This is a genomic window from Janthinobacterium sp. GW821-FHT03A03 (assembly GCF_059421435.1).
This window is the reverse complement of sequence record NZ_JBWKUZ010000026.1, coordinates 21,667-48,307: the sequence shown is the minus strand read 5'-3', so window position 1 is coordinate 48,307 and position 26,641 is coordinate 21,667. Positions and strand designations below refer to the sequence as shown.

The 26,641-nt window shown below is 63.5% G+C and carries 24 protein-coding genes; 13 read left to right on the top strand and 11 right to left on the bottom strand.

What is annotated here, in order from left to right; genetic code table 11:
* Nucleotides 1-94: 94 nt before the first annotated feature.
* The 3 genes from AC07VI_RS27070 to AC07VI_RS27060 form a co-directional block, all read right to left on the bottom strand.
* The gene (locus AC07VI_RS27070) at nt 95-1,453 is read right to left on the bottom strand and encodes a diguanylate cyclase (protein ID WP_086146192.1); all 1,359 of its coding nucleotides are present in this window, start codon (nt 1,451-1,453) and stop codon (nt 95-97) included.
* A 409-nt stretch (nt 1,454-1,862) separates the two neighbouring features.
* On the bottom strand, nt 1,863-3,056 hold the full coding sequence (locus AC07VI_RS27065; RefSeq protein WP_086146191.1) for an aminotransferase-like domain-containing protein: 1,194 nt from the start codon (nt 3,054-3,056) through the stop codon (nt 1,863-1,865).
* A 191-nt stretch (nt 3,057-3,247) separates the two neighbouring features.
* Complete coding sequence (locus tag AC07VI_RS27060; RefSeq protein WP_492993344.1) at nt 3,248-4,165, bottom strand: DMT family transporter; 918 nt, start codon at nt 4,163-4,165, stop codon at nt 3,248-3,250.
* Between the two features lie 127 nt (nt 4,166-4,292).
* Between AC07VI_RS27060 and AC07VI_RS27055 the strand changes: the two genes are divergently transcribed.
* The gene (locus AC07VI_RS27055; protein ID WP_492993346.1) at nt 4,293-5,732 is read left to right on the top strand and encodes an aminotransferase-like domain-containing protein; all 1,440 of its coding nucleotides are present in this window, start codon (nt 4,293-4,295) and stop codon (nt 5,730-5,732) included.
* A gap of 74 nt (nt 5,733-5,806) precedes the next feature.
* On the opposite strand, the gene AC07VI_RS27050 is transcribed toward AC07VI_RS27055, so the two are convergent.
* On the bottom strand, nt 5,807-6,640 hold the full coding sequence (locus AC07VI_RS27050) for a PEP-CTERM sorting domain-containing protein (RefSeq protein ID WP_139842516.1): 834 nt from the start codon (nt 6,638-6,640) through the stop codon (nt 5,807-5,809).
* A gap of 225 nt (nt 6,641-6,865) precedes the next feature.
* On the opposite strand from AC07VI_RS27050, the gene htpG reads away from it, so the two are divergent.
* From htpG to AC07VI_RS27035, 3 genes are all read left to right on the top strand, one after another.
* Nucleotides 6,866-8,785, top strand: coding sequence for a molecular chaperone HtpG (gene htpG, locus AC07VI_RS27045; protein ID WP_099420954.1), 1,920 nt, complete (start codon nt 6,866-6,868; stop codon nt 8,783-8,785).
* 100 nt (nt 8,786-8,885) lie between these two features.
* On the top strand, nt 8,886-9,323 hold the full coding sequence (locus tag AC07VI_RS27040) for a hypothetical protein (RefSeq protein WP_139842515.1): 438 nt from the start codon (nt 8,886-8,888) through the stop codon (nt 9,321-9,323).
* Entirely contained in the window at nt 9,320-9,685 is a 366-nt protein-coding gene (locus AC07VI_RS27035) for a hypothetical protein (protein WP_086146185.1), read from the top strand. Before AC07VI_RS27040 ends, AC07VI_RS27035 begins: the two co-directional genes overlap by 4 nt.
* Here AC07VI_RS27035 and AC07VI_RS27030 read toward each other — a convergent pair.
* Entirely contained in the window at nt 9,662-10,393 is a 732-nt protein-coding gene (locus tag AC07VI_RS27030; RefSeq protein ID WP_226936421.1) for an alpha/beta fold hydrolase, read from the bottom strand. The two genes, AC07VI_RS27035 and AC07VI_RS27030, sit on opposite strands and share 24 nt — an antisense overlap.
* A 141-nt stretch (nt 10,394-10,534) precedes the next feature.
* Between AC07VI_RS27030 and AC07VI_RS27025 the strand changes: the two genes are divergently transcribed.
* A complete protein-coding gene (locus AC07VI_RS27025) occupies nt 10,535-11,572 on the top strand; it encodes a hypothetical protein (protein WP_086146184.1) in 1,038 nt (345 codons plus the stop codon).
* 28 nt (nt 11,573-11,600) lie between these two features.
* Here AC07VI_RS27025 and AC07VI_RS27020 read toward each other — a convergent pair whose 3' ends face one another.
* The 6 genes from AC07VI_RS27020 to kynU all read right to left on the bottom strand — a co-directional run bounded on the left by AC07VI_RS27020 (nt 11,601) and on the right by kynU (nt 18,696).
* On the bottom strand, nt 11,601-12,626 hold the full coding sequence (locus AC07VI_RS27020; RefSeq protein ID WP_492993350.1) for a hypothetical protein: 1,026 nt from the start codon (nt 12,624-12,626) through the stop codon (nt 11,601-11,603).
* 44 nt (nt 12,627-12,670) lie between these two features.
* Entirely contained in the window at nt 12,671-13,690 is a 1,020-nt protein-coding gene (locus AC07VI_RS27015) for a leucine-rich repeat domain-containing protein (protein WP_099375529.1), read from the bottom strand.
* Nucleotides 13,691-13,692: 2 nt separating this feature from the next.
* Entirely contained in the window at nt 13,693-15,759 is a 2,067-nt protein-coding gene (locus AC07VI_RS27010) for a toxin-antitoxin system YwqK family antitoxin (protein ID WP_139842513.1), read from the bottom strand.
* A gap of 108 nt (nt 15,760-15,867) precedes the next feature.
* A complete protein-coding gene (locus tag AC07VI_RS27005) occupies nt 15,868-16,413 on the bottom strand; it encodes an RBBP9/YdeN family alpha/beta hydrolase (protein WP_099420304.1) in 546 nt (181 codons plus the stop codon).
* Nucleotides 16,414-16,549: 136 nt separating this feature from the next.
* The gene (kynA, locus tag AC07VI_RS27000; RefSeq protein ID WP_099375531.1) at nt 16,550-17,437 is read right to left on the bottom strand and encodes a tryptophan 2,3-dioxygenase; all 888 of its coding nucleotides are present in this window, start codon (nt 17,435-17,437) and stop codon (nt 16,550-16,552) included.
* A gap of 8 nt (nt 17,438-17,445) precedes the next feature.
* Entirely contained in the window at nt 17,446-18,696 is a 1,251-nt protein-coding gene (kynU, locus tag AC07VI_RS26995; RefSeq protein ID WP_099420297.1) for a kynureninase, read from the bottom strand.
* A gap of 604 nt (nt 18,697-19,300) precedes the next feature.
* On the opposite strand from kynU, the gene flhD reads away from it, so the two are divergent.
* The 8 genes from flhD (at nt 19,301) to cheA (ending at nt 26,631) form a co-directional block, all read left to right on the top strand.
* Entirely contained in the window at nt 19,301-19,618 is a 318-nt protein-coding gene (flhD, locus tag AC07VI_RS26990; protein ID WP_076570756.1) for a flagellar transcriptional regulator FlhD, read from the top strand.
* A gap of 147 nt (nt 19,619-19,765) precedes the next feature.
* Entirely contained in the window at nt 19,766-20,326 is a 561-nt protein-coding gene (gene flhC / locus AC07VI_RS26985) for a flagellar transcriptional regulator FlhC (RefSeq protein WP_086146180.1), read from the top strand.
* Nucleotides 20,327-20,439: 113 nt separating this feature from the next.
* Entirely contained in the window at nt 20,440-21,201 is a 762-nt protein-coding gene (locus AC07VI_RS26980) for a class I SAM-dependent methyltransferase (protein ID WP_099420303.1), read from the top strand.
* A 219-nt stretch (nt 21,202-21,420) separates the two neighbouring features.
* The gene (gene motA / locus AC07VI_RS26975) at nt 21,421-22,281 is read left to right on the top strand and encodes a flagellar motor stator protein MotA (protein WP_076570761.1); all 861 of its coding nucleotides are present in this window, start codon (nt 21,421-21,423) and stop codon (nt 22,279-22,281) included.
* Nucleotides 22,282-22,339: 58 nt separating this feature from the next.
* Nucleotides 22,340-23,317, top strand: coding sequence for a flagellar motor protein MotB (motB, locus tag AC07VI_RS26970; protein ID WP_492993355.1), 978 nt, complete (start codon nt 22,340-22,342; stop codon nt 23,315-23,317).
* A gap of 47 nt (nt 23,318-23,364) precedes the next feature.
* Nucleotides 23,365-23,913: a chemotaxis protein gene (locus AC07VI_RS26965; protein ID WP_086146178.1), complete on the top strand. Its 549-nt coding sequence runs from the start codon at nt 23,365-23,367 to the stop codon at nt 23,911-23,913.
* A gap of 83 nt (nt 23,914-23,996) precedes the next feature.
* A complete protein-coding gene (locus AC07VI_RS26960) occupies nt 23,997-24,362 on the top strand; it encodes a response regulator (protein WP_034758362.1) in 366 nt (121 codons plus the stop codon).
* Nucleotides 24,363-24,405: 43 nt separating this feature from the next.
* Nucleotides 24,406-26,631: a chemotaxis protein CheA gene (gene cheA, locus AC07VI_RS26955; RefSeq protein ID WP_086146177.1), complete on the top strand. Its 2,226-nt coding sequence runs from the start codon at nt 24,406-24,408 to the stop codon at nt 26,629-26,631.
* Nucleotides 26,632-26,641: the final 10 nt, after the last annotated feature.

Genomic DNA, 26,641 nt, shown 5'->3' with positions numbered 1-26,641 from the left:
TTTTCAGGCCCGCTTGGCCCGGAGTGCCTTTTTTTTGTGACTTGGGCCTACTCCCGGTCCGTTGCATGTTCCGTTGAACTTCCAACTTCAAACGTCAACGTAAAATGATCGCCTTGACCGTTTCCCAGGCCGCGCTGCCCGACTGCGTGGCGCGCACCTGGTTGCGGCCCCCTTCCTTGGCCACGTACAGGGCGCGGTCGGCGGCGACGAACAGCGCTTCGCGGTCGTCCAGCTGGTGCGGGTGGATGGTTGCCACGCCGATGCTGACGGTAATCCACGGCGAGGTGCTTGACCGCGGATGCGGCAGTTGCAGCGCTTCGATGCTGGCGCGAATGGCCTCGGCCAGGTGCAGGGCGCTGTCGGCATCCGTGTCGGCAAACAGCAGGACGAATTCCTCGCCGCCGTAGCGGGCCGCCAGGTCGCCGGAGCGGCTGGCGTGCGCATCGATGGCTTGCGCCACCCGCTGCAGGCAGCTGTCGCCGGCGGGGTGTCCCAGGCTGTCGTTGTACAGTTTGAAATGGTCGACGTCGAGTACTACCAGCGACAGGGCGCCGCCGCCGCGCACGGCGCGTTGCCACTCTTTTTCCAGGAAACTGTCGAAATGCCGGCGGTTGGCGATTTTCGTCAGCGGATCGAGGTAGGCGGCGCGCTGCAATGCGTCTTCCGACTGCTTGTGGTGCGTGATGTCGTGCAGCAGGCCGATATACAGGGGCTGGCGCAGATACATGGGCGTCAGGGTCAGATCCATGCTCAGCGTCGCGCCGTTGCGGTGGCGGATCGCCACTTCGCGCGTGCCGTGGTTGTGCGCCGTCTCCGGATTGGCCGCGTACATGGCGAAGTAATCGAGGTATTCCTGTGTCACCAGGGGGCTGAGCAGCTCGCCGATGGAGCGCCCGGCCAGCTCGTTTTCGCGGTAGCCCAGGTACTGGTCGCAGGCGGGATTGGTGTACTGGATGCGGCCGTCGGCCTCGATGATCAGCAGGCCTTCGGCCATGTTGTTGACGATGGTGCGCAGGCGTTCGGCCTGTTCCTGCTGGGTTTCATTGTTGCTGCGGATTTGCAGCTGGGCGCGCACGCGCGCGCACACTTCGGCCATGCGCAGCGGCTTGCTGATGTAATCGACGGCGCCGCAGTCGAAGCCGGCCACCACGTCTTCCGTTTCCGTCTTGGCGCTCATGAAGATGACGGGGATGCGCTGCGTCAGCGGATGCTGCTTGAGGCGGCGGCAGGTTTCGATGCCGTCCATGTCGGGCATCAGCACGTCGAGCAGGATCAGGTCGGGATGGGCGCGCTGGGCGATCGCCAGCGCCCGTTCGCCGGACGTGGCGACATAGGTTTGATACCCCTGTTCGCTCATCAGCTTGCGCAGCAGCTCAAGATTGGCCGGCGCATCATCGACAATCAAAATGGCGGCTTCATGCCGCTGGGAATATCCCACACTGCCTGGACTCATTGCTACCGGCCTTCTCGGATGTGCTGCGCGAGGCCAGCGTTTGCTGCACTTTCGGCGGCGCCGAAGCCCGCCAAGCCGCTGCCGCCACGCCTGATGGGCGGGCAGGGGCGTGCCGGGAGTGTTGTCCTGGCCGCCAACTGCGGACCCTGGGCGCGACACGTGTAGTCAAAGGCTGACCGGAGTCAAAACTGACGCTGTGGGCGAATCATACCGCCTTGTTAATTTATTGGGTAAAAAATGATGGTCGACGAGCGGGTAAAATATTATTTTTATGATACTTTTAAAAATAAATACACGAAGTTGCCGCCGTAAACGCTGTTTTTGGAAGACGAAGACGCGTGCCCGGCAGTGGGGTGCTGGGGCGGTGTGGCGGAAACGCCCCGCGCAAGGCGGGGCGTGAAGCGCGGATTTATACTTTGGCGGCGATCAGCTTGCCCAGAATGGCGATGCCCTCGCGGATGCGTTCCGGCGGCACCGTCACGAAGGACAGGCGCAGGGTGTGCGTGTCCGGCGTGTTGGCGTAGAACGGCGCGCCCGGCACGAAGGCCACCTTGTTGGCGATGGCTTCATCGAGCAGTTGCATGGCGTCGATGTGCTTCGGCAGGGTGACCCAGATGAACATGCCGCCTTCCGGCCTGGTCCAGGTGACGCCGGCCGGAAAGTGCTCTTCCAGGGCCGACAGCATGGCCTGGCACTGGTTGCCGTACAGGCTGCGGATGCTGGGGATATGCCGCTCCAGGAAGCCATCCTTGATCACTTCATGCACGACCATCTGCGTCAGCTGCGAGGTGTGCAGGTCGGCTGCCTGCTTGGCCAGCTCCAGGCGGCGCACCAGCGGCATCGGCGCCACCACGTAGCCGAGGCGGATGCCGGGCGTGAGCACCTTGGAGAACGAACCCATGTAGATGACGCCGTCCGGATTCATGTTGATCATCTTCGGGTACGGTTCGCCGCTGTAGCTGAGGGCGCCGTACGGATCATCCTCGATCAGCGGCAGGCCGTGGCGGGCGCAGGTTTCCACCAGTTCCACGCGGCGCGCCACGGACAGGCTGCGTCCCGTCGGGTTCTGGAAGTTCGGCAGCGCGTACAGCAGGCGCGCGCCGTCGGCGACGGGGTTGATCGACGACGGCACCAGGCCTTCGTCATCGGTATCGACGGACACGAATTGGGGGCGGTAGACGGAGAACGCCTGCAGCGCGCCCAGGTAGCTGGGGGTTTCCACCAATACCTTGCTGCCTTCGTCGATGAGGACCTTGCCCAGCAAGTCCAGCGCCTGCTGCGAGCCGGACGTCATCAGCACCTGTTCCGGCAGGATGGTGCTGCCATTGCCGGAGAGTGAGTCGGCGATCCACTGGCGCAGCGGCAGGTAGCCGTCGGTGGGGCCGTACTGCAGGGCCACTTTGCCATTGCTGGACAGGACCTTGTCGAAGGCCGTCTTCATTTCCTCGACGGGGAAGGTGGCGGGCGAGGGCAGGCCGCCGGCAAACGAAATGATCTCAGGGCGCTGCGTGATCTTCAGGATTTCGCGGATGAACGAGCTTTGCAGCTGTTCCGCGCGTTCGGCAAAGCGCCATTGGATCGGATTCGGATTTTCAATTTTCATACGAGTCTCACGGAAGATGCCGAGCTGCGCCGGCTGGATTTGTTGGCCCGCTTGTGGCGGTGCTTGAGCAAGCGGCGCCGGGTAGGCGCCGCCAAAGTGCTGCTGTATTGTACGGCTTGTACGCCACTCTGCCCATCCGCACGCGGCGCGGCGTTGCAAACGGGCCTCAGCAGCGCCGTATTCATGGCGCTTTATTTCAGCTTGCGCCCGGCCGCCACCACGGCGATCACGGCGCCGGCAAACAGCAGGCTGGAACCCGTCAGTGGCTCGCCCAGCAGCACGGCGGCGCCCAGCAGGGTGAGGAAGGGCTGCAGCAGCTGCGTCTGTCCGACGCGGGCCACGCCGCCCAGCGCCATGCCCCGGTACCAGAAAAAGAAGCCGATGAACATGGAAATCACGGAAATATAGGCAAAGCCCAGCCAGGCGGCGGCGCTGGCCTGCGCCATCAGCGCGCGCTGCGGCCAGGCGCTCCACAGCACCACGGGCAGGACAAAGGGCACGGCCAGCAGCAGGGCCCAGGAAATGACGTGCTGGCCCGGCATGGCTTGCGCCAGGCGCCCCCCTTCCGCATAGCCGAGTGCGCCGAGCAGCACGGCGGCGAACATCAGCACGTCGGCCAGGTGAAAGCTGCCGCCGCCCTGGCGTAGCGCGAACACCACCACCAGCGCCGTGCCGAGCAGGGCCATCAGCCAGAAGCCCGCAGACGGACGTTCCTTGCCGCGCAGCACGGCAAACGCGGCCGTCGCCAGCGGCAGGATGCCGACCAGGACGGCGCCGTGCGAGGCGGGCAGGCTGCGCATGGCGATCGACGTCAGCCAGGGAAAGCCCAGCACGCAGCCCAGCGACACCAGGGCCAGCGGCAGCCATTGTTCACGGCGCGGCAACGGCGCCCGCGCATGCCATAGCCACAGGCCGGCCAGGCCGGCGGCCACCAGTGCGCGGCCCAGGGCGACAAAGGTGGGATCGAGTTCGGCTACGGCCAGGCGCGTGAAGGGCAGGGTCAGGCTGAACAGGGCGACGGCGATCAGGCCCAGCAGCAAGCCCTTGCGGTCGTCGCGAAGGCGGGGCGGGTGGGCGGTAGGGGCGGCGGTGCTTGTGTGTGAAGACATGGGTTTCCTGGTGCGTGCGGTAAGGGAAAGGCATGGATTTGTATGCTCCATACTGCTATCCTAGGCGGGAATAGCAGTACAGTACAAATACACTTCAACGCATAATTTCACATACTGTAATGGTCATATGAGTAATACACCGGCCACACCAGCGCTGCCCTTGCTGTCGCGCGCCTCGGGCGAAACCCTGATCGACCAGATCGTCCGCTCGGTAGCGGCGCGCATCGACGACAAGCTGCTGCGCGGCGGCGCGCGCATGCCCTCGATCCGCCAGTGCGCGGCCAGCCTGAACGTGTCGTGCGCCACGGTGGTGGCCAGCTACGACAAGCTGGTGGCGCGCGACTATCTGGAATCGCGGCGCGGCGCCGGATTTTTCGTGCGCGAGCGCTCGCCGCTCAATGCCCTTGTGCCGCAGTCGCGTGGCGCGCAGGAAGACGCGGGCGCGCAAAAGTTCGATGTGGTATGGCTGATCCGCAATATGTTCCGCCAGACGCCAGCGATCCCCGCGCCAGGCTCCGGCATGCTGCCGCCGGAATGGCTGGACGGTGAACTCGTGGCGCGCGCCTTGCGCGATGTCAGCCGTCAGCCGAGCGCGCACATGCTCAGCTACGGCGCGCCGCAGGGTTTCTTGCCGTTGAGGCAACAGTTGCAGCTGAAACTGGCGAGTCTCGAAATCGCCTGCCCGCCCGAGCAGATCGTCACCACGGTGGGCGTGATGCAGGCGCTGGACCTGGTGGCGCGCGAATTCACGCGTCCCGGCGACACCATCCTGGTCGACGACCCCGCCTACTGGCTGATGTTCGGCGCCTTCGCCGCCATGGGCATGAAGGTGGTCGGCGTGCCGCGCCTGGGCGACGGTCCCGACATCGCCGTGCTGGCCGAAATGGCGGCGCTGCACCGGCCCAAGCTGTACGTGATCAATTCGGTGCTGCACAATCCCGGCTCCGGCTCGCTGTCGGCGGCCAAGGCCTTCCAGGTGCTGCGCCTGGCCGAGCAGCACGACTTCCTGGTGGTCGAGGACGACATCTATTGCGACATGCATCCGGGCGGCAGCGTGCAGGCGGCCACGCGCCTGGCCGCGCTGGACCAGCTGCGCCGCGTGATTTACCTGGGCGGCTTTTCCAAGAGCCTGTCGGCCAACCTGCGCGTGGGCTTCATCGCCACCTCGCCTGAATGGGCGCAGCGGCTGGCCGACCGCAAGATGCTGGCCACGCTCACCACCAGCGACATCGGCGAACGCGTGGTGTATAAAATCCTCTCGCAGGGCCTGTACCGCAAGCATGCGGAGCGCCTGCGCGCTCGCCTGGACAAGGTGCGCGAGGGCACGTACCGCCGCGCCGAGCGGGCGGGCCTGCGCTTCGATCCCGCGCCGGCCGGGATGTTCATCTGGGCCGACGCGGGCTGCGACACGAATGTGCTGGCCGAAAGAGCGCTGGCCGAAGGCCTGGTGCTCGGTCCCGGCAGCCTGTTTTCGCCGCGCCAGCTGCCGTCGACCTGCATGCGCCTGAACCTGGCCACGGTGCAGGACGAGCGGGTGTGGGCATTTTTCGACCGCGCGCTGGGATAGGCTGGCGCCGCTGTCTCATCGGCATGCGCCAGCCAGCAACGCGGCGCCTGGCTTCGTGCCGCGCGCGCCGTTGTTCAGGCGCGTCGGCGCTGGCGGCCTGTCACAGCCGCCAGCAGCGCCGCGCCGGCCAGCAGCATGCCGGCCTGCGCGGGTTCCGGCACCTCGACGACTCGCCACAGGGCGTAGGTGCCGGTGCCGACGAAATTGGTCTTGCCGACGTAAGGGCCATGGTCGTCCGGATAGCGCGGAGTTGTATATGTCAGCTGGAATTCGGCACTGTAGCCCCAGGGGTCGAAGAAATCCTTGAATTCGATGCGCTGTTCAAACTCCGCGGTGTCAAAGTAAGGCGTTAAGCCGCCGGTGGACACGTCGAGCATGGACGACACATTGTACTGTCCATAGCTGTCGCTGTAGCCACCGGAACTGAGCATCAAGATATTGCTTGGCGGTCGCAAATACGTGCTGGCGTGACTGGTGGGATCCGGGGTCCAGTTGTAGCGGCGGCTGCCCATCGTGATCTCGCCGGAAAAATACGCGGGAGCGCCATTGCTTGAGTTACTGGCGCCATGGATGTTCCCGGACTGACTCTCGGCGAGCGTCGACGTGTCGAGCAGGAACTTCATCGTATACGGCTTGCCGACTATCGACTCCCCCGTGGAGAACAGGAGCAAGTGGTCCTCGCCTTTGGCGACGATGCCGCTGACGCTGAATTCGATTATGGTCGCGTGCACCATCGCAGGCAGCGCCAGCATGCCGGCCAGCACACCGGAGCACAGGACCCGCGCGAATGCGTTGTGCTGGCGGGTGGGATTTTCTCGAGGGCGTGAAATCGCTGTTTGCATGCAACCCGGCGCAGCCCAGGACAGCGGTATGCGCGTATCAGCGGACATCTTCGACAGGCATTTCATGACTATCCCCTTCTTTATTTATAATGATGGAAAGTCAATATTAATGTCGGTGCTGCCTGCAAGGCGCTCAATTGATCAGATTGCTTTGTTATCGTTTTTGCTATTACTGTTGCGGAACAGGCGCACGCCATCCCGTCTGCACATTTGTGCAGGGACGCCTTGAAATCGCCTGTACCATCCCCAACTCCGTAAAATCCGTCCCATCCACAAGACTATGAGGTAAAAATGGCTGTCTCCGAAAAGCAAACCCTGGGTTTTCAGACCGAAGTGAAGCAAATGCTGCACCTGATGATCCATTCCCTGTACTCGAACAAGGAAATCTTCCTGCGCGAATTGATCTCGAACGCGTCCGACGCGGCCGATAAATTGCGCTTCGAAGCGATCGATAACGACGCCCTGTACGGCAACGATCACGAATTGAAGATCAAGGTCAGCTTCGACAAGGATGCGCGCACCATCACCATTTCCGACAACGGCATCGGCATGACCCGCGACGAGGCGATCTCGCACCTGGGCACCATCGCCAAGTCGGGCACCAAGGAATTCTTCGGCAAGCTGTCGGGCGACCAGCAGCAGGACGCGGCCCTGATCGGCCAGTTCGGCGTGGGCTTCTATTCCGGCTTCATCGTCGCCGACAAGATCACCGTCGAAACGCGCCGCGCCGGCGTGGACGCTGCCGAAGGCGTGCGCTGGGAGTCGGCGGGCGAAGGCGACTACAGCATCGAAACCATCGACAAGCCGTCGCGCGGCACGGACATCATCCTGCACCTGCGCGAAGGCGAGGACGAATTGCTGTCGAGCTGGAAGATCAAGTCCATCATCCGCAAGTACTCGGACCATATCTCGCTGCCGATCGTGATGCGGAAGGAAGAGTGGGACGACGAGAAGAAAGAAACCGTCCTGAAGGACGAATTCGAAACCGTCAACCAGGCCAGTGCCCTGTGGGCCCGCAACAAGGCCGACATCACGCCGGAACAGTACGACGAATTCTACAAGCACGTGTCGCACGACTTCCAGTCGCCGCTGACGCACACGCACAACCGCGTGGAAGGCCGCAGCGAATACACGCAGCTGCTGTACATCCCGGCCAAGGCGCCGTTCGACATGTGGGACCGCAACAAGCGCGGCGGCATCAAGCTGTACGTCAAGCGCGTCTTCATCATGGACGATGCCGAGCAGCTGATGCCAACGTACCTGCGCTTCGTGCGCGGGGTGATCGATTCGGCCGACCTGCCGCTGAACGTGTCGCGCGAAATCCTGCAGGAGTCGCGCGACGTCAAGGTTATCCGCGAAGGCTCGACCAAGCGCGTGCTGGGCATGCTGGAAGAACTGGCGAATGCGGACGAGCAGGATAAAAAAGACAAGTACGCCGTCTTCTGGAAGGAATTCGGCCAGGTGCTGAAAGAGGGCATCGGCGAGGACGCGGCCAACAAGGAACGCCTGGCCAAGCTGCTGCGCTTTGCCTCGACGGCCAACGACAGCGACGAGCAAGTCACCTCGTTCGCCGACTACGTGGCGCGCATGAAGGAAGGCCAGGACAAGATCTACTACGTCACGGCCGACAACTACGCCGCCGCGAAAAACAGCCCGCACCTGGAAATCTTCCGCAAGAAGGGCGTCGAAGTGCTGCTGCTGACGGACCGCGTCGATGAATGGATGCTGTCCTTCCTGCAGGATGTCGAAGGCAAGGAACTGGTCTCCGTCGCCAAGGGCGGCCTGGACCTGGGCGCGTTGGAAGACGAAGCGGAAAAGAAAGAGCACGAAGAAACGGAAACCTCGTACGCCGACCTGGTGGGCAAGATGAAGACCGTGCTGGCCGACAAGGCCAAGGACGTGCGCGTCACGTTCCGCCTGACCGATTCGCCAGCCTGCCTGGTGGCCGATGAAAACGAATTGTCGGGCAACCTGCTGCGCATGCTCAAAGCTGCTGGCCAGAGCGCGCCGGAATCGAAGCCGATTTTGGAAATCAACCCGAACCATCCGCTGGTGACGCGTTTGAAGTATGAAGACGCGGAAGGCGGCAAGTTCGGCGACTGGGCCAACATCCTGTTCGACCAGGCCATGCTGGCCGAAGGCGGTTCGCTGGCCGACCCGGCCAGTTTCGTCAAGCGCCTGAACGAATTGCTGCTCAATACGGCGAAGTAATCGCTTAGCTGCAAACGTCATCAAGCCGGCCCTTTCTGCGCGAAAGGGCCGGCTTTTTTTATGCTACAGTGCGCGATTATTTTATTTTATGGAAATAGCAATGGCGCATTGCCCGGCATGTGACAGTTCCAATATTCAACGTCTCTCGATGGTGCATGCCTCCGGCATTTCCGGCACCTCTACCCATATCTCGGGCAGGATCGATGGTGATTTCATCCACGGTCATGCGCATACGCGCAGCCAGACCTTGTTGTCGCGCCAGACCGCCGGGCCGACGATGCAGACCCACCAGAAGGTAGGGCTGATCGTGTTGGGCATGATCATTTTTGTCATCGCCGCCGTCATCTTTTACCAGGCTGGCGCAAATGGCCTGTTCTGGATCTTCGTGGCAGGGGGTGTCGTCTCCGTCGCCTTGTCGCAAACGTCCTTCGTCGCCAATTGGGACAAGGAGGCCGCCGCCTTGCAGGATAAATATGCGCGTACCTTCATGTGCCATGCCTGCGGCCACCGCTTCATTCCTGTACTCAAGCAACCGTGAAAATCCGCCTGATGGCCGGCCTGGGCGCGCATGCGCTGGGCTGCCTGCTGTTTATCGCATTGAGCTGGCTGGGGTTTTATCTGTACACGCAGCTGTTCGGCAGCCTTGGCTCGCGCGGCGTGGCCGGCGGCCTGGCCTTGCTGCTGGTGTTTTACGTGTATGCGGGCACGAATCTGCTGCTGGCGCTGCTGCCGCCTGGCCGGTGGAAGCCTGTGCTGTGCGGTCTGCTGTGCGCGGCGGTGCTGGCCTATCTGCTGCCGCAGCATCCGCTGCGGGCCATCTACTTCAGCGTGCTCTCGGGCGGCTTGAGCTGGCTGGCCGTGCTGGCCAGCGCGCGGTTAGTTGAGCGCCTGCGGGTCTGACAGGCCGTCGATAAAGGCGGCAACGGCGTCGGCGGCCGCTGCCGGCGCCGCCTGCAGCAGCATGTGCGGCGCGGCGATATCTGCCAGTTGCGCGCCCGGCGCCAATCGCTGTACCTGCATGGCGTTCGCCGGCGGCACCAGACGGTCATGGCGGGCGCGCAGATACAGCACGGGCAGGCTGCCGCGCGCGAAGCTGGGCGAAGCGTCCGTTTCCAGCACGGCGCGCAAGCGTCGGCGCAGCACGCTCGGCGGCACTTGCGCCAGCGCCGCTGCCAGTTCCGCCTGCAGTGCCGGCGTCGCATACGGCGCCAGCAGCGCCTGGCGCAGGACGAAGCCGGGCAGGGCGCCAAAGGGGACCAGGTCCAGCAGGTGGCGCAGCGGCGCCAGCAGCGGGCGCGGATTGCGCACAAACGAACAGCACAGGATCAGGGCGCGCATGCCGGGCGGCGGATCGGCGCGCAGGGCGGCGCCCAGCGGTCCCGAAAACGATTCAGCCAGCACGACGAAAGGGCTGTCCTGCGGCAAGCGCTCGCGCACAAACGCTTCCAGCGCCGCATAGTCCAGCGGTGCCGCGGGATAGGCGATGGCCTGGGTAATGATGGCCGTCTGCGCGCGCAAGGCGGCGTCAAAATGCCGGAACAGCCGTGCCGTGCCGTCCATGCCGGGCAGGAGGACAAGCAGCGTCGGGGCGGGGGAGAGGATCATCATCGCGGCCATCATACCAGCCCGCCGGTGTGCGCGCCGTCCGCCAGCCGCACGGCATGGGCGCTGGCGCCATGCTAGAATCGCCGGCGCGCCATGCGTGGCCGGTGGCCACGGTAGCGGCCAAATCTCCCGACAGACAGAATCATGCATATCACCTTTTCGAACTACCGCACCCTGGGCGGCGCCTTGCTGGCGGCGGCCTGCGTCCTTTGCCAGCCCGCCCGCGCCACTGCGGCGCCATCGGCGCCGGCCGGGACAAGCCTGTCTTCCCTGCTGGCCGGCGGCCCCTTGCCGCGCCTGAGCGACGATGCGCAGGTGCGCGCCGCCCTGTTCGATTTCTTCGGCTATGCGCGCGGCAGCTACACGGAAGACGATGAACTGCTGCTGGAGCAGGCGCTCGAGGCGATCAGCGAAAAGCGCGACGCCACGCGTACGCCGCTGCCGGACGGGCGCCAGCTGCTGGCGTCGATGAATGACCGCAAGCAGGGGCGTGAACGGGGCGCCATGCTGCTCGACAAGCGCGGCGCGATCATCGCCTTTGGCCTGGTCAACGGCCATTGCCGCCTGGAGGGCCGGCCGCTGGCCAAGGTGTGCAATCCCGACCCGAACGCCGTGTTGACGGTTTTTCACCGCAAGGGCATGCTGGTCGGCGAGGCGGCGCCCCTGCTGGCCTGGGCCAGGCAGCTGCCGCCCATGCTGGCGCTGATCGCCGCCGACAAGGAGGCGGGCGCCGGCGGGCAAAAGATCGCCAGCGTCGAATATGTGCTGGCGCAGCCGGCGCTGCCGGGCTGGAACCGCGCCCAGCTGCCGCCAGCGTATCCGCCGGCGCTGCTGCCGCTGCTGCTCGACAAATCGACGGTGCTCACGTCGGCCGGCGCCGGGGTGTTTGCCTATCCGCTCACGCTCAAGGGCAAGAAGCAGAACAATGTGCTGGACCAGGCCGAAGGCCGCCCTCCGCGCGACCTGGAGGTGGCGCTGCGCAGCTTTGCCAGTTTCGATACGGTGGTCGAGCGCTACCGCCGGCTGGCCAAGGGTGCCCGGCTGCAGCGCAACGAGCGCACGGCCTACCTCGATGGCGACATGGGGCAGGGCAGCTACCGCGTCTACATCCGCAACACGGGCGCGGACGGCGTGATGATCGACGTGGCGCTATGGCAACGCAGGCTGGCGGCCAGCCGCTGATTTCAGCGTCGTTTTCAAAACGCTGTTTTCAATAGTAGGGCGCCTTGGCGTAACCGAGTTGCGTCAATTGCGCGCGGATTGCGTCGTCGCGCTTTTTTGCTCCCGTCGAAAAACTCAGCTGCTTTAATGCGGCCGGCATGGTCGCGGCCAGCAGCGCATCGATATCGAGCCGCGTCATGTGCACGGCCAGCGCCTGTAGCGCAGGCAAGCCCGCGAGGCCGCTCAGGTGCTCGATGGCCTTGCAATTGCGCAGAACCAGCCATGCCAGCGCCGGATTGGCGCCCAGCCGTACTTCCTTCACCTGACTCTGGTCTTCCACCGACAGCCGCTCGAGGTGCGGAAAGCGGCCGATGTCGCCCAGGTCTTCCAGTCCGCGCACGCGCGCCACTTCAAGCTCCCGCAGCCGCGGCGCCGTGACGTGGGCGATCGATGTCCGCCCTCCCAGGATAAAGCACAGCCGCTCCAGCGCCGGCATGGCGCCGATGAAGTCCACGTCATCCTTGCTTTTGATCTGCGCCAGCGTCAACTTTGCCAGCGTTGGCACGGCGGTGATCGCCTCGATGTTTTTCGCGTGGCCGGCAGTATGCAGCTGCGTCAGCCGCTTCCAGTGCCGCAGCGGCGCCAGGTCGATATGCGCCCTGGCCGTTGGCTCCAGGCTCAGGGATTCCAGGCCGCGCAGGTTGTCCAGCGCCAGGATGTCGCCTTCGGCCAGGTGATGCACGCCCAGGCACAGGCGCTTCAAGTGGCTCAGGCCGCCCAGCTGCTCCAGGTGGATGGCGCGCATGTGGCAATCGAGCGATAGGTTGACGGCATGCGGCAGCGCGCGCAGCACGCGGGCGTCGAAAGGCAGGGTACTGGCGCCAAAGAAGCGGATCTCCAGCGCCGTTCCGCAAGTGGAGGCCAGCGCATCGAGGCTGGCCAGCAGTGGCGCCGGCAGGCGCTCCTGCGTGAATTGAATGACCACCTGTTCGCCCTGGTCTATGCACGCGCGGATGGCGGCGGCATCGATGTGGGCCGGTTGATGGATGCGTTCCTGCACGGGTGGCTGGTACATGGGCGGGTTCCGGGGGGGGGGGGGGGGGGGGAATGGAATGCTGCTTACGGGCGGGGCGTGTCGTAGCCATGCTCCGCCAGCTGCGCCGCGATGGCGTCGTCGCGCGTTTTCCTGCCGGTGCGCAGGCGCGCATGCGTCAGCGACGCGGGCAGATCCTGCAGCAGTGCGTCCACGTCGAGCAGGGTTTCCGACGCCGACAGCTGGCGCAGGGCGGGCAAGGCGGCCAGGCCGGGCAGGCTGTCGAGCGTCTTGCAGGTATGCAGGTTCAGGCGTTCGAGCACGGGATTGGGCCCCAGCGCGATCTGCCGCAGCTTGATCTGGTCTTCCACCCATAGCGCCTGCAGCAGCGGGAAACGGCCGATATCGCCCAGCGTTTCCAGGCCGCGCACGCGTATCACTTCCAGCTGTTCCAGCAAAGGCGCTTCAATGTCCGCCAGCGATTCGCGGCCGCCCAGCTGCAGTTTCAGTTGCCGCAGGCGCTCCATGCCAGACACAAAATCCAGCGCCACCTTGTTCTTGATGCGGTACAGCGACAGCTCGTGCAGCGCCGGCAGGCTGGCCAGGGTGTCGATGTGCTGGCTGTGGCCTTCGATGACGAGGCTGGCCAGGTGCGCATACTGGCGCAGGGGCGCCAGGTCGATATTGTTCCTGGCCGATTCGCCCAGGTTCAGGTATTCGAGGGCGCGCAAATTGTCCAGTTGCAGGATGTCGCCTTGCGCCAGCTCGTACACGCCCAGGCTCAGGCGCTTCAGGTGCCGCAGTTCGCCCAGCGCTTCCAGATGGATGGCTTGTCGGTGGCAGTCGATGGACAGGCTGGCCACATGCGGCAGTGCGCGCAGGATGCGGGCATCGAACACTCTCGGGTCGTAGCCGTAGATGCGGATGGTCAGCGCCGTGCCGCAAGTGGCGGCCAGGGCGTCGAGGTCGGCCAGCAGCGGCGCCGGCTCGGCCAGGGTATTGAACTGCACCAGCACCTCTTGGCCGCCCGCGATGGCGGCGCGGATCGCCCCGGCATCGATGCGCTCGGGATTCTGGATGCGCTGCGGCTGTCTTGTTTGCGTCATGGTCACAGTCCTATCGGGTAGTCGACTTTCCTGGGGGGAGGGCAGCCTTCCGGCCCCGGGAACGTCTGCTTGCCCGTGTCATCGTAGCGCTTGCCGCAATCGACGAGCACGCGCTTGCGGAAGGTATAGATGCTGGCCACCTTGCCGTTCGGGTGGTAGCAGATATTGTCGCCATCGCGGTCGGCCGAAGCGTAGCTGATCATGGTCTGGCCGTTGACCGTGCGCGTGCTGTGGCCGCTGCGCGGCTCCGTGCATTTGAGCTGGCCGCTTTCGTAATACGCATTGACGACGGAAGTGTCGGTGGCGCGGTCGACCAGCAGTTCATCCTTGCGCTTGCCGTTCGGGTAGTTCGAATAGCCTTCCTGGCGCTGGCCGTACTGGAAGGCGTAGTAGTACTGGGGCTTGCCGTCCGGGTAGTACATGTGGTGGTACTCGCACACGTCGTCGCGCGTGCTGCCGTATTCCTTGAAGGTGCAGCGGTGGATGTCGTTGAGCAGTTGGCCGTCTTCATAGTACTCGCGCAGGTGCGTGAGCAGGCGCCCCTGGTCGACGACGGCCAGGCGTTCCGGCTTGCCGTTCGGGTAGTAGCGCGCGTCCAGGCCCTGCTTCTTGCCGTTGTCCCACAGCGTATCGAGGCGCAGGATCTTGCCGCTGTCGTCAAACGCCTGTTCACGCCCATCGAGCTGGCCGTTGCGGTAGGTGGCCGTGTAGACCACGTATTCCTTGCCGGCCGGGCCCAGATAGCGCGTGCGGCTGCCGTCGAGCACGCCCGCCTGGTAGTGGTCGCGCACGCGCAGCGCGCCTTGCGCATCCGTGTCGAGGGCCTCGCCCTGTTTCTTGCCCTTGACGAAAGTGACACTTTGCGTGACCTTGTCCTTGAGCCTGAGCTTCCACGGCCCGTCGCGCAAGCCGTCGACAAAGCTGCCGTCGCCGTCTTCCGTGATCCACGGCCCGTGGCGCGAACCGTTGACGTAGTTGCCGCGTGTGCGCACTTTGCCGCCCATGCTGCGCTCGTGCGGGCCGTTCAGCTGGCCGCCGGCGTAGGTGTCGAAACCCGTCACCTCGTCTTCGTCGGCATAGTTGGTGACCGTCCAGCGGCCCTCGCGCTTGCCGGCGCGGTACATGCCGCTCTCGCTCTGTTTGGGATAATTGAAGTACCACATGCCTTCTTGCAGGCCGTTGACGAAATGGCCTTTTTCGCTGCCTTCGTGCATGCCCTCGCGCAGCCACAGGCCCTGGCGCTTGCCTTTCACGTACTGGCCCCGCTCGACCACCGAGCCATCGTCCCAGGCCAGGCTGTAGATGACGGACGGACCGTCTGCGCTGCCGGTGAATTGCTGCGGCGCCGTCTCCCACGTCACTTGCCACAGGCGGTAATTGGGCAGGATGCCGGCGCCCGCATCGCTGTACAGGGTGTAGCTGGCCGTGAGAAAGCGCCCGCCCTTCTTCTGGAAGGTCTTCTTATAGGTGATGATGTCCTTGCCGCCGGCCGCCATGGGCTCGCCGTCGACGCCGTAGTAGCCAACGATGCTGCCTTGCGTATGGTCGATGGCGTCGAAGTCCGCATTGCCGCTCTTGCCGCGCGGGACGCTGTAGTCCATGGGCGCCAGTTTCGCCAGCGCCGCCTTGACCTGGCCCGCATTGGGCAAGGTGGTTTGCGCCGCGATGCGGTTCAGTGCCGGCTGCAAGCCGTCGAGGCGCCGGTACTTGCCGGAACTGCGGTGGTAGCGGTAGGCGCGCAGACCGTTTTTGTCACCCTGGCGGAACAGCACCAGCATGGTTTGCACGCTGGTGTCCGATTCCTTGTCCAGTGACGCGTAGAAGACGGAGCGGATGACGGCATTGCCGAACTGGTCGAGCAGGAAGGTTTTCGAACTGGCGCTCGTGCATTCGCAGTAATAGCCGTTGACGCCGTCTTTTTCCTTGAGGAAGGCGATGTCGAGGCCGCTATCCTGCGAGGCGCTGATGGCGGGATGGGCGAGGCTCTTGCCTTCGTAGAAGGGCGCGCCGTGGGCGAGGGCGGAGCAGAGCAGCAAGGGCAGGAGAACTGGCAAGAGCGGACGTTTCATCGTGAGGCTGGCGCCAGGGCGCCGCAATGGAAAGGCCACGATTCTGCCTGCGTTCTTACTTGCGGGCAAATGCGGGCGCGTCTATCGTGCGCGCGCGTACGCCCCGGTTCAGGGCTGGTGCGCGGCGCAGAAGTCCAGCAGCAGCTGTTCGCCTTCCGGCCAGGGACCGTAACCGGCGTCGCCGTTGATGTGACCGGCGTCGCCGATCATGGTGAAATCGCTGCCCCAGGCGGCGGCAAACGCGCGTGCGCGCGTGAAGCTGACGTAGGGATCATTGCCGCTGGCCACCACCAGACTGGGGAAGGGCAAGGCTTGCAGCGGCATGGGAGAGAAACCCGTGGTGCCAGACGGGTAGGACGGGGCCTCCACGTCGCTGGGGGCGACGAGGAAGGCGCCGGCGATCCGGTGCGGCGAGCCGCTGGCGGCCCAGTGGGCGACCAGCGCGCAAGCCAGGCTGTGCGCGGCCAGCACGGGCGCTCGCTCGCAGGCGGCGATGGCGCGGTCCAGCTCCGCCACCCATTCGTCCTTGTCCGGCGTCTGCCATTCCCGGTGCTGCGCGCGCGACCATTGCGGGTGGCGCGCTTCCCAATGGGTTTGCCAGTGCTGCGGCCCGGAATTCCACAGGCCGGCCAGGGTCAGGACGAGAGGCGACATCATTTCTCCTTGTAGAATGCCCGGCAAAATCGTAGCGGGCGGCAGTGGATTGCGGCCGAGACGCGCAGCTGTGCGCATGCACAGTGAGCATCGCAGGCCGCAAGGCGCGCCGCGCAGTCAATTTGGTCTGGCATTTTTATAGCTCGGTGCGCAGGGCGAACAACTCGGGGAACAATACCACGTCGAGCATCTTGCGCAAATAGCTCACGCCCGCCGTGCCGCCCGTGCCCGTCTTGAAGCCGATGATGCGTTCGACCGTCGTCACGTGGCGGAAGCGCCAGAAGCGGAAGGCCGTTTCCAGGTCGACCAGCTTTTCGGCCAGCTCGTACAGGGCCCAGTGTTTCGACGGGTCGCGGTAGACTTCCAGCCACGCCGCCTTGACGGACGCGTCGGAGGCGGTCGGCAGGGTCCAGTCGGCGTCCAGGCGCTCGGGAGCGATGGGCAGGCCGCTGCGCGCCAGCAGCTTGATGGCTTCATCGTAGACGGACGGCGCGCGCAGGGCGGCATCGAGCGTCTTGTAGGTGTCGGGGGCCGTCGCATGCACGTTGAGCAGGGCGGCGTTCTTGTTCCCCAGGATGAATTCGATCTCGCGGTACTGGAAGGACTGGAAGCCGGACGAGGCGCCCAGGTAGGGGCGGATGGCCGTGTATTCGGGCGGCGTCATGGTGGCCAGCACGTCCCAGGCATGCACCAATTGATCCATGATGCGCGCCACGCGGGCCAGCATTTTAAACGCGGGCGCCAGGTCGCCGCTTTGCAGGTTGGCGCGCACGGCGTGCATTTCGTGCAGCATCAGCTTCATCCACAATTCGCTGGTCTGGTGCTGCACGATGAACAGCATCTCGTTGTGGTTGGGGGAGAGCGGATGCTGGGCCGTGAGGATGCGGTCCAGCGCCAGGTAGTTGCCATAGCTCATCGATTCGCTGAAATCCATCTGCGCGCCGTGCCACTGCGCATCCTGGCCGCCGGCATGCATGGGGCAGCCGCTGGTGTTTTCCTTGTTCATATTCTTGTCGTCGCTCATGGGATGGTTCAGGTGACTGCGTCGCGCTTGGCGGCGATGTCGTAGGCTAGTGTGTCGAGGATGTCGCGCAAAATTTCTACCGCATCCCACACATCGGCAAAGCTCGTGTACAGGGGCGTAAAGCCAAAGCGCATGATGGCCGGTTCGCGGTAGTCGCCGATCACGCCGCGCGCGATCAGCGCCTGCATCACGGCATAGCCGTGCGGGTGCGTGAAGCTGACCTGGCTGCCGCGGCGCGCATGCTCGCGCGGCGTGACGAGGCCCAGCGGATGGCTGGCGCAGCGCTGTTCCACCAGCGCGATGAACAAATCCGTCAGGGCCAGCGACTTGCGACGGATGGCTTCCATGCTCGTTTGCGCAAAGATGTCGAGGCCGCATTCGACCAGGGCCAGCGAGATGACGGGCTGCGTGCCGCACAGGGCGCGCGCGATGCCGTCGGCGGGCGCGAAGCCCGGGTCCATGGCGAACGGCGCGGCGTGGCCCCACCAGCCGGACAAGGGCTGGCGGAAGCGCGCCTGGTGCTTTTCCGGCACCCAGATGAAGGCGGGCGAACCGGGGCCGCCGTTCAGGTATTTATAGGTGCAGCCGACGGCCAGGTCGGCACCGGCGCCGTTCAGGTCCAGCGGTACGGCGCCGGCCGAATGGGCCAGGTCCCACAGCGCCAGTGCGCCTTGCGCGTGGCAGTGGCTGCTGACGGCGGCCATGTCGTGCTGGTAGCCGGTGCGGTAATTGACGTGCGTGAGCATGGCGACGGCGCAATCGGCATCGATGGCTTGCGCCAGTTCGTCCGGGCTGTCGACCAGGTGCAACTGGTAGCCGCGGTCCAGCCAGGCGGACAGGCCTTGCGCCATGTACAGGTCGGTGGGGAAGTTGCTGCGCTCGCTGACGATGATGCGCCGCGCGGCGCGCGCGGGATCGCTGGCCTGCATCTGCAGGGCGGCGGCCAGGGCCTTGAACAGATTGACGGAGGTGGTGTCGGTGATGACGACTTCACCCGCCTGCGCGCCCAGCAGCGGTGCCAGGCGGTTACCCAGGCGCTTGGGCAGGTCGAACCAGCCGGCCGTATTCCAGCTGCGGATCAGGTCCTTGCCCCATTCGGCGGTGATGACCTGGCAGGCGCGCTCCAGCGCCGCCTTCGGCCGCGCGCCCAGCGAGTTGCCGTCGAGGTAAATCACGCCAGCGGGCAGGTCGAACTGCAGGCGCAGTGGCGCCAGGGGATCGTCGAGGTCGCGCGCACGGCAGTCATGTTGAGAAATCATGGTGGCTTTCATGTTGAGACTTATCAGGATGGCACGATATTGCTTGAGGCTTAAAGTATCGTGCGGTTGCGGCAGTGTAGCAAATCCCTGCCTCCAAGCGTGTTTGCCAGCATGAAAATGTGACGGGAAAATGCGTGCTTGAGGGGCGTCAACGAAAAAAATCACGATTTTTTGAAATATTTTTCAAGCAGCCCTAAAGTTCTGCAAATTGCCGCCGTCAACGATTACATGAAGGGTGGAACTCCGTCGGGCATGCAACGTACTTTTTAAATATTTTAAAAAAAGAGCCTAAAGTTCCCGCCGAAGCTGCCGTTACCTCAGTTAGTGGGCTTGATTAAGGTCAAGTTGTTGTAAAAAAGTGATTTCATTGCAAGCGAAAAGTCAGGCAAATCCGGCTCCTTGCACATCTCTACAATCCGCGCCCTTACTGGCGTGCGACCATGGTCGAGCAGTGTTTGTCAGACAAACACCTACGACCCTATCCGCAATTCCCCGACCAAAAATACAGCGCTAGGCCTCTGTTGCGTTTGATGTTGCTCCTGCAGAATGTATCTCACTGGCAACACACAAGGCCAGCTGAATTCAACGGATTGAGGAGATGGAAATGACTGCTAACGATATGATGGCTGAGATTCGCGACGCTAACCTGAGCTACCTGATGCTGGCTCAGCAAATGATTCGTGCGGACAAGGTAACGGCCATCTTCCGTCTGGGTATCTCCGCTGAAATCGCAGAATTGATCGAAGGCATGAGCAATGCGCAGATCCTGAAGTTGGCTGGTGGCAACATGATGCTGGCCCGCTTCCGCTTCGACGACAGTGCCATCCTTGGCATGCTGACGAATTACAATAAAGACCGCTCGCTGGCCCAGTCGCACGCCGCCATCCTCATGGCCGGCCAGGGCGTCGAAGAAATCGCTTAAGGTTTCCGTCAAAACGTCCATGGCTGCGTTGCATTGCCTCGCCGTACATTCGCAACGCGCCTTGCCCTGAACGTTTTGCTGGCAGCCCTTTAGTCAGTAGCAGTCAGTATCAGTTAGTCAGCATCAGTCAGTCGTGGAGCACACAGCATGGCCAAGAAAAGTGTCGTATCGGAAGCGCAGGAAATCCAGCTGGCCATCGAATTGATACAGCTTGGCGCCCGCCTGCAACTGCTGGAGACCGAAGTCTCGCTGTCGCGCGAGCGCCTGTTGAATTTGTACAAGGAATTGAAGGGCGTCTCCCCGCCCAAGGGCATGCTGCCGTTTTCCACCGACTGGTTCCTCACCTGGCAGCCGAATATCCATTCCTCGCTGTTCATCAATATCCACAAGTTCCTCGTCGACCACGCCGGTGCGACCGGCATCGAGGCGGTGATGAAGGCGTACAAGTTGTACCTGGAGCAGATGCCGCCGGAGGCGGGCGAAGAGCCGCTGCTGTCGCTGACCCGCGCCTGGACGCTGGTGCGTTTCTTCAGCAGCAAGATGCTGGACATGGCGCCCTGCGGCAAATGCGGCGGCAAGTTTGTCGTCAACTGCCTCGACCTGAACGCCGATTATGTCTGCGGCCTGTGCCACATGCCTTCGCGTGCCGGCAAGACCAAGAAGGCGCGCGATGTGGCGGCGGCAATGCCTTCCGGCCTGGCCGTCTGACGCATCCGTCCCTATCATCTTCATAGTGAAAGCCGGAGCCGGTCGCCAGACCGGTCTCCGGTTTTTTCATGGTGCTTTCGCTTACACTGGCGTTTTTCTTCCCCTGCCTGCCCATGCTGCGACAAATCCTGCGCGCGCCCGCGCTCAAGGCCCTGCTGATCCAGGTGCTGGCCGTACCCCTGATGCTGCTGCTCGTCTATGGCCTGGCGCGCGCCGGCGTGCGCATGTCGCTGCCGGTGGTGGCGTTGCTGCAAGGCGTGCTGGCGGCGCTCATCACGTGGCGCGCGGGGCTGGCGCGCTGGTGGTGCGCGATCGGCTTGCTGTTCGCGCCGGCCCTGCTGGGCGCCAGCTTGCTGGCCTTGCCGCCGGTCTTTTTTCTGCTGGTGTTTGTCTTCTTGCTGAGCCTGTACTGGTCCACGTTTCGCACGCAAGTGCCGTTTTATCCATCGGGACCGGCCGTGTGGCAGGCCGTGGCGCAGCTGATTGCCGATAGGCCCGGCGTGCGCTTCGTCGACATCGGCAGCGGCCTGGGCGGCCTGGTGCTGGACCTGGCGCGGCGCCGCCCCGATGGGCAATGCTGCGGTATCGAGCTGGCGCCCCTGCCTTGGTTGCTGAGCCGGCTGCGCGCACTGGCGAGCGGCAGCCGCGCGCGCTTTCTGCGCGGCGACTACGAGACGCTCGATTTCGGCCACTACGATGTGGTGTTTGCCTACCTGTCGCCAGCCGCGATGCAAGCCCTGTGGATCAAGGCTGAAAGGGAAATGTTGCCCGGTGGCATGCTTCTTAGTTACGAATTCAAGATTGCGGCGCGCGAGCCCGATAAGACCATTGCCGCCACAGAGGGTGGCCCCTTGCTCTACTTATGGTGCTTTTAAGCAATTGTCTGCGTTATTTGCTTGCCCGGAGGACAATCTCACGTTATTGTAGTTCCACACGGCATTTTGTTGAAATTGTGTTGAAATGCAGGCCATTTCAATTAACTTTTGGTTACTTTCTTGTCGCTGTTCCCCGCCGGTGGCACAGCCGCCGGCTGCCGGGAACTGGTTTGAGCATGCCGGGCGCGCGAGCCCGGCCCTAATTGGGAGTCAGGGCACTTGTTAGTCATAATCGGATACATCATCGTCTGCGCCTCGGTCTTTGGCGGCTTTGCGCTGGCGGGCGGCCATCTGGCGGCGCTGTTTCAGCCGCTGGAACTGCTGATGATCGGCGGCGCGGCCCTGGGCGCCTTCCTTGTTGGTAACAATAACAAGGCGATCAAGGCGACGATCGCAGCCTTGCCCAGCCTGTTCAAGGGCTCGCGCTACACCAAGGAACTGTACATGGAGCTGATGTCGCTGTTGTTCGAAGTGCTCAGCAAGGTGCGCAAGGAAGGCTTGATGTCGATCGAAGGCGATATCGACAAGCCGGAGGAGAGCCCGCTGTTTTCCAAGTATCCGGCCGTGCTGGCCGATCACCATATCGTCGAATTCATGACTGACTACCTGCGCCTGATGGTATCGGGCAATATGGATGCGTTCCAGATCGAAAACCTGATGGATAACGAGATCGAGACGCACCATCACGAAGGCGCCGTGCCGGCCCACGTGATCGCCAAGGTGGGCGACGGCTTGCCCGCTTTCGGTATCGTCGCCGCCGTCATGGGGGTGGTGCACACGATGGAATCGGTGGGCATACCGCCGGCCGAGCTGGGCATGCTGATCGCGCACGCGCTGGTTGGCACCTTTCTCGGCATTCTGCTGGCTTATGGTTTCGTGGGGCCGCTGGCCAGCCTGCTGGAGCAGAAGCTGGAAGAGTCGAGCAAGATGTTCCAGTGCGTGAAAGTGACCCTGCTGGCCAGCCTGAATGGTTATGCGCCGGCGCTGGCCGTGGAGTTCGGCCGCAAGGTGCTGTTCTCGACCGAGCGCCCGACGTTCAACGAGCTGGAAGAGCACATCAAGAAATCGAAAACGAAGTAAGCAGTGAAGGCACGCCTGGATATCATGAGTCAATTGCAGCACAGGGAAGGGGAACGCCATGGCCGATGAAGGAATGCGCCCGATTATCGTCAAGCGCATCAAGAAGACGGCTGGCGGGCACCATGGCGGGGCGTGGAAAATCGCCTATGCCGACTTTGTCACGGCCATGATGGCCTTCTTCCTTCTGATGTGGCTGCTGGGCTCGACCTCGAAGGGCGACTTGAACGGCATCTCCGAATTCTTCAAGACGCCGCTGAAGGTGGCGATGGCCGGCGGCTCCGGCAGCGGCGAGAGCAATTCCGTGATCCAGGGCGGCGGCCAGGATCTGTCGCGCCAGGACGGCCAGGTGCGCAAGGCGCAGGAAGAGCAGCAGCGCAAATCCTTCGACCTCAATTCGGCCAAGGCCGCGCTCGAGCGCGAGGAAGGCCGGCGCCTGCAGGCGCTGAAAGCGCGCATCGAGGCGACCATTGACGCCAATCCGCTGCTGAAAAAATACAAGAACCAGCTGCTGCTCGATATCACCAGCGAAGGCTTGCGCATCCAGATTGTCGACGAGCAGAACCGCCCCATGTTCGCGCTGGCCAACGCCAATCTGCAACCGTACACCAAGGAAATCCTGCACGCCATCGGCTTTGTGCTCAACGAGGTGCCAAACCGCATCGGCCTGTCAGGCCATACGGATTCGACGCCTTACATGAGCGATGCCGGCTACAGCAACTGGGAGCTGTCGGCCGACCGCGCGAATGCGTCGCGGCGCGAACTGGTTATCGGCGGCATGAATGAAGACAAGGTATTGCGCGTCGTGGGACTCGGCTCGGCCGCCCACCTGGACAAGCTGGACCCGTTCAACCCGATCAACCGGCGCATCAGCATCATCGTCATGAACAAGCGCACGGAGGAAAACGTCCTGCGCGATGGTTCGGCGATCGAGTTGCCGGTGACCGATGCGGCCAGTGCCGCAGTCGCCTCCGGGCTGGCGGCCGGCGCGCCGCCCCCCGCGGCGGCCGTTCACGGCCCGGCTGCGGCAAAAAAATAGCGCGCATGGCTGGTCAGCGCGTGGTGTATTGAAACAATGAGACCTTTATGACAAGAAAGAAAATACTTGGCTCGCATGTAAAGCGCCTGCTGTCTGGCGTGTCGGACCATGGCCGCAAGCACTTGACGGAGGTAGAAACCGACCTGGTGCAGACTGGCATCTTGCTGGAAGAGGCGATTGAGAAGCTGTCCTTCAATTTCATGGCCATCCATGCGGCCGTCGCGGCGCAGCAAGACACCATCGCCCTGCTGCTGGAAGGCGGCGTGCCGGCGGAAGAGCAGCGGGAAAAATTGCTGGCGCTGCAGGACGAGGTGGGCGGCTACGTGAACGCGGCCATCACCAGCATGCAGTTTCAGGACATGACGAGCCAGCTGATCGAGCGCACCCTGAAACGGGTGACGGGCTTGCGCGAGTTTCTCGGTACCCTGGGGTCGCACGGCGCTGAGATGCTGCCGGAAAGCGACAACGAAGAAATTGTCGCCTTGCTGGGGCGGGTCAGCATGGCGCTGGCGATTCAAAGCCTGGAGTTGCGCAGCGTGCTGCGCAAGGCTGTCAGTCAACAGCATTTGGAAAGCGGCGACATCGAGCTGTTCTAGCATGAGGATGCGGAACGCTTGCGGTTACATGGATTGATTAATCAAATACTCGGGCAGGATGCCCGGAATAAGTGGGAGCAAAGATGGCCAAAACGATACTTGCAGTGGACGATTCCAGCTCATTGCGCCAGATGGTGGCGTTCAGTCTGAAAGCCGCCGGTTACCAGGTAGTGGAGGCCGTTGACGGCCAGGACGGACTGGAAAAAGCCAAGCTGCAAACCGTGGACCTGGTGCTGACCGACCAGAACATGCCGCGCATGGACGGCCTGGAGTTGATCAAGCTGCTGCGCGAGCTGCCGACCTACCAGAAGGTGCCTATCCTGATGCTGACGACCGAGTCGTCGGACGAAATGAAGTCGAAGGGACGTGCCGCCGGTGCCAATGGCTGGCTGGTCAAACCGTTCGATCCGCAACGCCTGATCGAGGTGGTCAAGAAGGTGATCGGCTGATGCCAGCCGCGGAGCGTAACGATGCAATTGACGGAGTCACCCTATGACCATCGATATTAGCCAGTTTTTCCAGGTCTTTTTCGATGAGGCCGAGGAACTGCTGGCTGAAAAGGAACGGCTGCTGCTGGCCGTCGATATTGCGGCGCCGGACGCCGAAGACCTGAATGCGATTTTCCGCACCGCCCATTCGATCAAGGGCGGCGCGTCGACGTTCGGCCTCTCCGACATGAGCGAGGTGACGCACATCCTCGAGTCGCTGCTCGACCGCATCCGCCAGGGCCAGATGGCCCTGACGGCCGAACACGTCGACGCCTTTTTGGCCGCCAAGGACATTCTCAAGATGCAGCTCGACGGCCATCGCCTGGGCAGCGCCGTCGACCAGGACGCCGTGGCCAACGTGCGCATGATGCTGCAGTCGTTCTCGCAGGACGTGCCCGTGGCGGCGCTCACGCCCGTCGCGCCGGCATTCCATACTGCCGACAAGGAAACCGTCAGCCATGCCGGCGGCCAGCGCTTCCGCCTGGAGCTGCCGGCCATGGAGCAGCGCGAAGTCGATGCGCTGGCGGCTGAACTGGGCCTGCTGGGCGACGTGGCGGTGTCGACGCTGCCTGACGCGCGCAAGGTGCTGGAAGTGACGACGCATGAAAGCCTGGACGATATCCTGGCCATCTGCTCGTTCGTACTCAATCCCGACGACATGGTCATCACGCAGGCGCCACCACTGGCGCCAGGCGAGGCCGAGGCGGCTCGCGCGGCGCAGGAAAAGGCGCAGGGCTACGGCTTCTTCGACCCCTTGCCTGGTTCGCCCGCGGCGGCGAAAGCCGAAGCGGACCCCGGCTATGGCTTCTTCCAGCCGATCGAGGAAATCCGCGCCGCGGCGCAGGGCGAGCAAAGCGATGCCCAGCGCGGCTACGGCTTCTTCCAGCCGCTCGAACAGATTCGCGCCGACGCCGCCAAGGCTGGCGCCTCCACCGGCGCGGCCGCCGTGCAAGCCGTGGTGCACGCCGTGGCAGAAGTGGAGCAGGACAAGAAACCGTCGAAGAAAGAGGGCGACAAGGCCGGCGCCGAATCGTCGTCGATCCGCGTATCGATCGAAAAGGTCGACCAGTTGATCAATCTGGTGGGCGAACTGGTGATCACGCAGGCGATGATCGAGCAGCGCGCCAGCGCGCTTGATCCGATGCTGCATGAAAAACTGCTCGACAGCGTCAGTCACCTGACGCGCAACACGCGCGACCTGCAGGAAGCGGTGATGTCGATCCGCATGATGCCGATGGATTTCGTCTTCTCGCGCTTCCCGCGCATGGTGCGCGACCTGGCCACCAAACTGGGCAAGAAGGTCGATTTCATCACGAATGGCGCGGCCACGGAGCTGGACAAGGGCCTCATCGAGCGCATCGTCGATCCGCTGACGCACCTGGTGCGCAACAGCATCGACCATGGCGTGGAAATGCCGGCCGCCCGCGTCGCCGCCGGCAAGACGGAAGCGGGCCGGCTGTTCCTGTCGGCCAGCCACCAGGGCGGCAATATCATCATTGAAGTGTCCGATGACGGCGCTGGCCTGAACCGCGAGCGCATCCTGGCCAAGGCCATGCAGCAGGGGCTGGACGTAGCGGAAACGATGAGCGACGCCGAGGTGTGGCAGCTGATCTTCGCGCCCGGCTTTTCCACCGCTGAGGCGGTCACCGACGTGTCGGGCCGTGGCGTGGGCATGGATGTCGTCAAGCGCAATATCAGCGCCATGGGCGGCGTCGTCGACATCCGCTCGGCGAAAGGCTTCGGCACGACGATTTCCATCTCGTTGCCCCTGACCCTGGCCATCCTGGACGGCATGTCGATCCGCGTCGGCGATGAGGTGTATATTTTACCGCTGGGCTTTGTCATCGAATCGCTGCAGCCAGCCGTTGAGGATGTCAAGGACATCAGTGGCAAAGGCCAGGTGGTGAAGGTGCGCGGCGAATACCTGCCTTTGATCCCGCTGTACCAGATGTTCGACATCGCGCCGCGCTTTACCAGCCCGTCCGAAGGCATCTGCGTGATCCTCGAGACGGAAGGGCGCAAGGCGGCCCTGTTTGTCGACGATCTGGTGGGGCAGCAGCAGGTCGTGGTGAAAAACCTCGAATCGAATTACCGCAAGGTGGTGGGTATTTCCGGCGCCACCATCCTGGGCGATGGCGGCGTGTCGCTGATTCTTGACGTCGCAGCCCTGATCCGTTCTTCTCGTCAGTTGGCTGACGAGTCCCTTTTCGCAACACAGATAGATAAATAACAGATAGGAA

Excerpts from the sequence above, each read along its gene's own strand:
- AC07VI_RS27070 (WP_086146192.1), bottom strand. The coding sequence starts at position 1,453 with ATGAGTCCAGGCAGTGTGGGATATTCCCAGCGGCATGAAGCCGCCATT.
- AC07VI_RS27065 (WP_086146191.1), bottom strand. The coding sequence starts at position 3,056 with ATGAAAATTGAAAATCCGAATCCGATCCAATGGCGCTTTGCCGAACGC.
- AC07VI_RS27060 (WP_492993344.1), bottom strand. The coding sequence starts at position 4,165 with ATGTCTTCACACACAAGCACCGCCGCCCCTACCGCCCACCCGCCCCGC.
- AC07VI_RS27055 (WP_492993346.1), top strand. The coding sequence starts at position 4,293 with ATGAGTAATACACCGGCCACACCAGCGCTGCCCTTGCTGTCGCGCGCC.
- AC07VI_RS27050 (WP_139842516.1), bottom strand. The coding sequence starts at position 6,640 with ATGAAATGCCTGTCGAAGATGTCCGCTGATACGCGCATACCGCTGTCC.
- htpG (WP_099420954.1), top strand. The coding sequence starts at position 6,866 with ATGGCTGTCTCCGAAAAGCAAACCCTGGGTTTTCAGACCGAAGTGAAG.
- AC07VI_RS27040 (WP_139842515.1), top strand. The coding sequence starts at position 8,886 with ATGGCGCATTGCCCGGCATGTGACAGTTCCAATATTCAACGTCTCTCG.
- AC07VI_RS27030 (WP_226936421.1), bottom strand. The coding sequence starts at position 10,393 with ATGATGATCCTCTCCCCCGCCCCGACGCTGCTTGTCCTCCTGCCCGGC.
- AC07VI_RS27025 (WP_086146184.1), top strand. The coding sequence starts at position 10,535 with ATGCATATCACCTTTTCGAACTACCGCACCCTGGGCGGCGCCTTGCTG.
- AC07VI_RS27020 (WP_492993350.1), bottom strand. The coding sequence starts at position 12,626 with ATGTACCAGCCACCCGTGCAGGAACGCATCCATCAACCGGCCCACATC.
- AC07VI_RS27015 (WP_099375529.1), bottom strand. The coding sequence starts at position 13,690 with ATGACGCAAACAAGACAGCCGCAGCGCATCCAGAATCCCGAGCGCATC.
- AC07VI_RS27010 (WP_139842513.1), bottom strand. The coding sequence starts at position 15,759 with ATGAAACGTCCGCTCTTGCCAGTTCTCCTGCCCTTGCTGCTCTGCTCC.
- AC07VI_RS27005 (WP_099420304.1), bottom strand. The coding sequence starts at position 16,413 with ATGTCGCCTCTCGTCCTGACCCTGGCCGGCCTGTGGAATTCCGGGCCG.
- kynA (WP_099375531.1), bottom strand. The coding sequence starts at position 17,437 with ATGAGCGACGACAAGAATATGAACAAGGAAAACACCAGCGGCTGCCCC.
- kynU (WP_099420297.1), bottom strand. The coding sequence starts at position 18,696 with ATGATTTCTCAACATGACTGCCGTGCGCGCGACCTCGACGATCCCCTG.
- flhD (WP_076570756.1), top strand. The coding sequence starts at position 19,301 with ATGACTGCTAACGATATGATGGCTGAGATTCGCGACGCTAACCTGAGC.
- flhC (WP_086146180.1), top strand. The coding sequence starts at position 19,766 with ATGGCCAAGAAAAGTGTCGTATCGGAAGCGCAGGAAATCCAGCTGGCC.
- AC07VI_RS26980 (WP_099420303.1), top strand. The coding sequence starts at position 20,440 with ATGCTGCGACAAATCCTGCGCGCGCCCGCGCTCAAGGCCCTGCTGATC.
- motB (WP_492993355.1), top strand. The coding sequence starts at position 22,340 with ATGGCCGATGAAGGAATGCGCCCGATTATCGTCAAGCGCATCAAGAAG.
- AC07VI_RS26965 (WP_086146178.1), top strand. The coding sequence starts at position 23,365 with ATGACAAGAAAGAAAATACTTGGCTCGCATGTAAAGCGCCTGCTGTCT.
- AC07VI_RS26960 (WP_034758362.1), top strand. The coding sequence starts at position 23,997 with ATGGCCAAAACGATACTTGCAGTGGACGATTCCAGCTCATTGCGCCAG.
- cheA (WP_086146177.1), top strand. The coding sequence starts at position 24,406 with ATGACCATCGATATTAGCCAGTTTTTCCAGGTCTTTTTCGATGAGGCC.